This is a genomic window from Budvicia aquatica DSM 5075 = ATCC 35567 (assembly GCF_000427805.1).
Taxonomy (GTDB): domain Bacteria; phylum Pseudomonadota; class Gammaproteobacteria; order Enterobacterales; family Enterobacteriaceae; genus Budvicia; species Budvicia aquatica.
On the sequence record NZ_ATYS01000096.1, the window covers coordinates 1 to 6,564 of the forward strand.

A 6,564-nucleotide genomic window follows, 5' to 3' on the forward strand; every position below is an offset into this window, starting at 1 on the left:
GAAGTCTCTTGATCAGGAGATCTGATCAAGAGACAGGTTGAAAAACGGGGTCCAGCCCTTAAGCCAAATATTAACTGGTTAGCTAAAACCGGGATCCCGGCTTTCGCCGGGATGACGATTGAGTGGAGTCACATCATATAGAAATGCTTAACTGACAAGCATTACCCGAAGGTGGTGTGATTCTATTTTTTATCGATCGCATTCTGTATGGCATCGGCTAAAGACTTTATATGCTTTTCTGCCGCCTGAAGTTGGAAAGAAACTCCGTTACCATCATTAGTATCAGATAGGGTCGCTTTAATGACCTCAAGAGCAGCCTCTACAGCGATGACTCTTTGACGCTCTTCATGTGTTGCAGTCGACAGTAGGTAATTCTCTAACATCGTTATTCTCCAGCTTAAGATACAACTTTAATACGAATGTTGATTAAACATGAAATGCGTGTCAAATACCATGTTCGGTGATGAAATTAACATTTGAAACTGACGACCAGGTTGCGAAATACCTGATTTCAGAATTTTTAAAGCCCTATATTAACTTGGTCAATATTTGATGATACTGTTGCCAGAGTGCCAACATGAATAAGGGACATCAATGAAAAAGCTCATACCTATAATGCTCGTTCTACTACTAACGGCTTGTACCTCTACGGGGATTAGTGGCTCTGGCGGCAGTTCAGGGGGAAGCATCGGAATAGGTGGCGGAATTGGCTTTTAACATCGCCGTTCAAACCATCATCAGACCCGCTATCAATCAATGCAAAACTGATTTATCACGCTATTATTCATTATGAATGTACCTACAATGGCATTAGCGAAAAGGTTATATATGAAAAATCTGCCACTGGCTGCCCTGTCTTTATTGCTTTTATCTTCCTGTGTACAACAGACAACGGCCACTGAAACCAGCTTCGACACACCACTGCAGGTTGCATTAAAATCAATGGAACCCGGTTTTTCTGAAGCAACTAACTTCACTATTTCGCAAAAAGCGGCAGTCGAAAGCCCGACTACGGCGCAGATTGAAATAGTACAAACTCATGTTCTCGATGATTCAATACAATCAATAATGACGGTATTTTCACTGTCAAAAAATAACCAACGCTGGACTATTGATCATCAATCGGTGCTACAACAATGTCGCCCAGGCCGGGGGCACACTGATTTTAGCCCAGCCCCCTGCCAATGATTAAGTGTTGAGCTTAGCTAATTATTACTGTATACATACACAGTAAATAATTTAGGAGACTCAACATGCGCGTAGAAATCACCATTGATAAGCGAAACCAACGGCAATTACCCGGCGATGGTGTATCTGTCGTTGAGGCTGAACTCCATAAACGACTGCTAAAGAAATACCCGGATACCGGAATTCGCGTCAGATTCTCATCGGCCACCAATATTAATGTTACCGGTGGCTCAAAAGATGAATCCGCCGCCGTAAGAAAAATTGTTGAACAGATGTTCGAAGAATCTGATGAATGGATGTCTTCTTAATTCTCTGTATAGATATAAAAAAACCACCTGTGATGCAGGTGGTTTTTTACTAATAACAATATATCAAAGCAACTAACAATATCGTCTATCCTTAGCTTGCCTTCTCTGCCTTATCCTTTACCCAACATGGCGTTTCAAAACCTTCATCCGCGGAAATAAACTCTCCACCGTTAGTTCGACGGTAGTGTGCCAGTGCTTTATAGACCAATGGCGCGCCCAAAATAAGCAGCGGAATATTGATATATACCATAATGATATTGGCTAAATCGGTGATATACCAAAGGTTCGTTAACTCCAGACCAGCTAATATCGTTAATGCGCCAAAAGGAACAAAAAACAACGCACCGATGCTGCGAATAAATAAAATAAAGTGCGGACTACGAGAGATAAAATTAGCCGATATCTCAGCAAAAGAGAGCATCCCTAATAGGGTAGTAAAGGCAAACAGGCCATAGCAAAGCGCCATAATCACCTTGACCGTATCTGCAATCATTGCCGGCACCAGAGACTGAACCGATGATAAATACATCGTAATTTTGGAGGCTTTAATCGACTCCCACTCAACGCCGGTTGTAGTACCCGTCCAGACGTGCGCCATAACCACAATAAAGCCGGTCAGAGTACAGATCACCATAGTGTCAAAAAACACCCCCAGGCTCTGTACTAAACCCTGCTCACAGGGGTGCTTATTATTCGCAACCGCAGCAGCCATTGTAATGGTGCCCTGACCGGCCTCATTTGACATTAATCCTCGCTTTACGCCCTGAGCTAACGCCACACCGATAGTACCGCCAAAAATAGCATGAGGTGAAAATGCCCCGACGACCACCTCTTTGAAAAAGTAAGGTATTAATGGGAAGTTAATCAGAATGATGACCACTGAAATACCACAGAACAACACCGCTTTTACCGGCACCAAAACGTTAGAATAGGCGACAACCCGGCGAATACCGCCAAAGATAATAAAGGCGCAAATAAACACCAACACAACGGCAATAATGTAGTAGAACATTGACTGACGCGGATACGCCTGACCGGCAATAGTTTCTGATATCGTTCCAACCGCCGAGAACACATTAAAGGTTTGAGACGGCACATTTAGCAGCGCATAGGTGATATAAACACAGGACAAAATCAGCCCGACAAAACGTTTATTACCTAGAATCCGGCGGCCATAAAACGGCAAACCACCGACATATTCTTTACCATTTTTTTCTTTGAATAACTGAGCCAGCACTGATTCCATAAAGGCAGTAGACATACCAAAAAACGCCGCTACCCACATCCAAAATAAAGCACCGGGCCCGCCAACCGAAATAGCGCCTGTAATGCCGACAATATTACCCGGCCCGGCACGCATCGCCAGCCCCAGCATAAAAGAGCCCAATGCACTAATGCCGGTGGTTGAGGTCTGTTTTCTCAGCATGATTTTGACGGTCTGGCCAAAACTCATTCGCTGAATAAAGCCGGTACTAACGGTGAAATAAATTCCCATTCCTACCAGTAACAATACTGGAAACGACAATTGACCAAGTATTGGGATAGCCGCATACCAACTGACTTTGGTAGGGAAATCCCAAATCGCATCCGATATCGGTGAAATAAAGGAAAAAAAGTTATTGATGGAATTGAAGATATCTTGCAAGAAGCCTGCCCCATGTCTTTAAGTTAGATATTATTTTGAGGGAAAACTACTGCAATCAATCCAATCCTTGGGGATATTCAGACAGCAATAGCTCAACATGATTTACCGCCGAAGATATATTATCAATGGATAAATCATGACAGTTCTGCACCTGTTAGGCCCAGAACCAACACAAAAGAATGGGCTATTGCTTTTGCATTTCGGCGAATAGGCCTTTCAGTCCACGTCATTACCGCCACGTCACGTTGACTTACTGATCTCTATTCGCGCCTCTATTGTTAGCCAACGGAGATTAATGTGAATTAAAGAGAATTACAATAGCCGAAGTTTAGCGCTTCAAAATAATATTATGGATAATTAGTATCAAGTTATTGTGCAAAAGTATAAATAGCTGCCTTTTGCCCATATTGCTTTTATTCTCTCCTGCAAATAGGGTTAAATCTAAGTATCTAATACTCTTTCCTCACGCTCGATGTCACAACTAACTGACTACGGCTAAACTCTAAATATTGACTGAGAATTTTTAATTAAAAATCATTATGCTGCATAAGTAATGATTAGGATGATAATTAAAACTCACTTATTCAAATACATTTAAAGAAAATAGTTTCAAGTTGTTATCAGTTGTTATACTTGTAATTACATTCAAGAACGACTATCACCACCCACCACAATGATAATCTATTGTATTGTTATTATTAACAATACAAATAATACGCCTAAGCCTGATTAGATAAACGCATAACCATAAAGCATAATTAATTGATTTTATAGCACTAATCAAACTCACCCGGTAAGTTTCCGTAAAATATCATCAACGCATTTGCAATCGAAGCCACTAAACTAAAATTAGATATGCGAAAATTAATACATGATAAATACACAGATTACCCCGCACCTTTTAAGTTTCAAGGCGACTGGCGATGACTTGAGTTATGGACTATATAATTAACAGATAAACATTCAGGAGTTATGTATGAAAAATATACTGATAGATAATTTTATATATACTTCCATTTGCTTTTTCTTAAGTATTTGTATTGTTGTCAGTAGCTTTTTTCTGGTTGAATTTATTCCCTAACAGCCAACAACAAGAAATGCCGTTGCAAGAAAGTATCATTTAAACATAAAACTCCTCGTTTTACTCCCTTAGCCATATGCCCTATTTTGCCGACCTGTCATCAAAACTTGCTGCATGATAAAGATAAACTGGTGTAAAAACATACTGAAAGCCCTGAGCAATAACAAAAGCAATAATAAGTGATTAAGTTATGTTCAGATAACGGGATAAAAAATAATCCAAGGCTAATTATCAGCTAAAAGGCATTGACTGAGCACAGAAGAGCCGTATAATCCGACTCCACTAAGGAATCCTCTGGCTCCTCAGTGTATATCAAAGCTCCCATAGCTCAGCTGGATAGAGCAACGGCCTTCTAAGCCGTAGGTCGCAGGTTCGAATCCTGCTGGGGGTACCACTTTGAAGTCAACAGACATCTTTGGATGTCTTTTTTTATGCCTGAAATCTGCGCCTACCCTCATTTTATTGATAGTTTCATTCAACCTACGTAAATGACTATCAACCAGCATCTATCATTATTTGTTGGTATATGTGATGGTATATCCCTGTTCAATAAACCGTGTACCAACAATGGAGATAAGTACATGGCACTAACAGACATAAAAATCAGAGGATCTAAGCCAACAGATAAGCCCTATAAGCTTACTGATGGGGAAGGAATGCACTTATTAATCCACCCTAACGGTTCAAAGTATTGGCGTCTGCAATATCGTTTTGATGGTAAACAAAAGATGATGGCGTTAGGAGTATATCCTGAGATAAAGCTTGCCGATGCACGACAGCGTCGAGATGAAGCAAGGAGACTTATTGCGAACAATATTGATCCTAGTGAAAAAAAGAAGGTCGATAAACAAGTTCGCCAATCTAGTATTAAAAACACTTTTCAAGAGCTTACTCTTGAATGGCACGAGTATAAGAGTCCTAATTGGTCAAAAGGCTATGCTGATGATCTCCTTGAGGCTTTTAAGAATGATATTTTTCCGCATATAGGTAAACGACCAATAGCTGAAATCAAGCCATTAGAAATGCTTGATGCATTACGTAAATTAGAAAAGCGTGGTGTATTGGATAAATTACGTAAAATTCGTCAGGCTTGTAATCAAGTATTTCGTTATGCCATAGTTACAGGCAGGGCGGATAATAATCCTGCATCGGAATTGGTTGCTGCACTCACTGCACCAAAAACTAAACATTTTCCTCATCTTACTGTAGATGAACTTCCTGAGTTTTTACGAGCACTCTCTAATTATTCAGGTAGTTCGATCACCCAGCTAGCCGCTCGTATCTTAATTTTGACTGGTGTGCGCACTATCGAGCTACGCGCAGCTGAGTGGAGGGAATTTGATCTTGAAAATAAATTATGGGAAGTTCCTATAAGTCGCATGAAAATGCGGCGTCCTCATTTAGTTCCTTTATCTGATCAAGTTGTTTCAATTTTGCGTCAATTGGATATGTTTACTGGGCGCTATACGTTGGTTTTCCCTGGTCGTAATGACATAAGCAAACCAATGAGTGAAGCAAGCATCAATCAGGTGTTGAAGCGTGTTGGATATCATGGAAGAGCTACTGGTCACGGATTTCGTCACACTATGAGCACTATATTACACGAACAAGGTTATAACACTGCATGGGTTGAAACTCAGCTTGCTCACGTCGATAAAAACTCTATTCGAGGAACCTATAACCATGCTCAATATCTTGATGGCCGTAGGGAAATGCTTCAGTGGTATGCGGACTACATGGATAATTTAGAGCATGGCGGTAATGTCGTGCATGGAACCTTTAAAAAGCAGGCGTAGTCTGTTGAAGAAACGGTATTTGGCGTTCTAAGGCAGTCAGTAAAATAAAGAGAATAGAGGGGGAGGCTTTTTAGCCTCCCCTTCTTTTTGTTCATAACAAATCATGCGAATGAGACGTATTCATGAAAATAAAATCTACCCGACTAAAACGAAAAGCACCGCACTTAAACATCACCTGTGACTTACCGATTTTTAAACCCTTCATTACCCTGCTGGCCAACGTTATCGAACGTCACCCAAAAGTCTTCAGCATCACGCTCAATTACAGCAATGCTGACTATACGGCAGAAACGGGCGGTTACCGCCCCGTTGAAATTAGGATAGAAAGGAAACAGGATAATCGATGGTATATCTGTTACGTAACCGAGTTTACCTATATNGCNACACCGTTTGGCCAAGAATCAACGTATGCCATTGATTTTGACTTCAGTCGGGGCTTGGGGTATCAGCTTGGTATGGCACCTGAGCCTATTGCTGCCTACGGCCCCCTGTATAGCCTCTGGCAACGTAACTTCTGCCGTTACCATTCCCACGATGTCTATCAGT

General features: G+C 41.1%; 6 protein-coding genes, 1 tRNA gene and 1 riboswitch. Of the genes, 5 read left to right on the plus strand and 2 right to left on the minus strand.

From position 1 onward, the window contains the following. Positions 1-182: 182 nt before the first annotated feature. Positions 183-383 (minus strand): hypothetical protein, encoded by a 201-nt coding sequence (locus YWE_RS0120290; protein ID WP_029096133.1) that lies wholly within the window; start codon positions 381-383, stop codon positions 183-185. Between the two features lie 445 nt (positions 384-828). Here YWE_RS0120290 and YWE_RS0120300 point away from each other — a divergent pair, with 445 nt between their 5' ends. Next, the gene (locus YWE_RS0120300) at positions 829-1,188 is read left to right on the plus strand and encodes a hypothetical protein (protein ID WP_029096134.1); all 360 of its coding nucleotides are present in this window, start codon (positions 829-831) and stop codon (positions 1,186-1,188) included. Positions 1,189-1,253: 65 nt separating this feature from the next. After that, entirely contained in the window at positions 1,254-1,496 is a 243-nt protein-coding gene (locus YWE_RS0120305; RefSeq protein ID WP_029096135.1) for a DinI-like family protein, read from the plus strand. Between the two features lie 91 nt (positions 1,497-1,587). On the opposite strand, the gene YWE_RS0120310 is transcribed toward YWE_RS0120305, so the two are convergent. Next, positions 1,588-3,141 (minus strand): alanine/glycine:cation symporter family protein, encoded by a 1,554-nt coding sequence (locus YWE_RS0120310; RefSeq protein WP_029096136.1) that lies wholly within the window; start codon positions 3,139-3,141, stop codon positions 1,588-1,590. An 80-nt stretch (positions 3,142-3,221) separates the two neighbouring features. Beyond that, positions 3,222-3,424: riboswitch (Lysine riboswitch) on the minus strand. Between the two features lie 1,115 nt (positions 3,425-4,539). Between YWE_RS0120310 and YWE_RS0120315 the strand changes: the two genes are divergently transcribed. The 3 genes from YWE_RS0120315 to YWE_RS28130 all read left to right on the plus strand — a co-directional run. Further along, a tRNA-Arg gene (locus YWE_RS0120315) sits at positions 4,540-4,616 on the plus strand. A gap of 187 nt (positions 4,617-4,803) precedes the next feature. Continuing rightward, positions 4,804-6,018, plus strand: a complete 1,215-nt coding sequence (locus tag YWE_RS0120320; protein ID WP_029096137.1) for a tyrosine-type recombinase/integrase — start codon at positions 4,804-4,806, stop codon at positions 6,016-6,018. Positions 6,019-6,140: 122 nt separating this feature from the next. Next, positions 6,141-6,564 (plus strand): DUF2787 family protein (locus YWE_RS28130; RefSeq protein ID WP_051323479.1); only part of this gene is annotated, 424 nt, incomplete at its 3' end.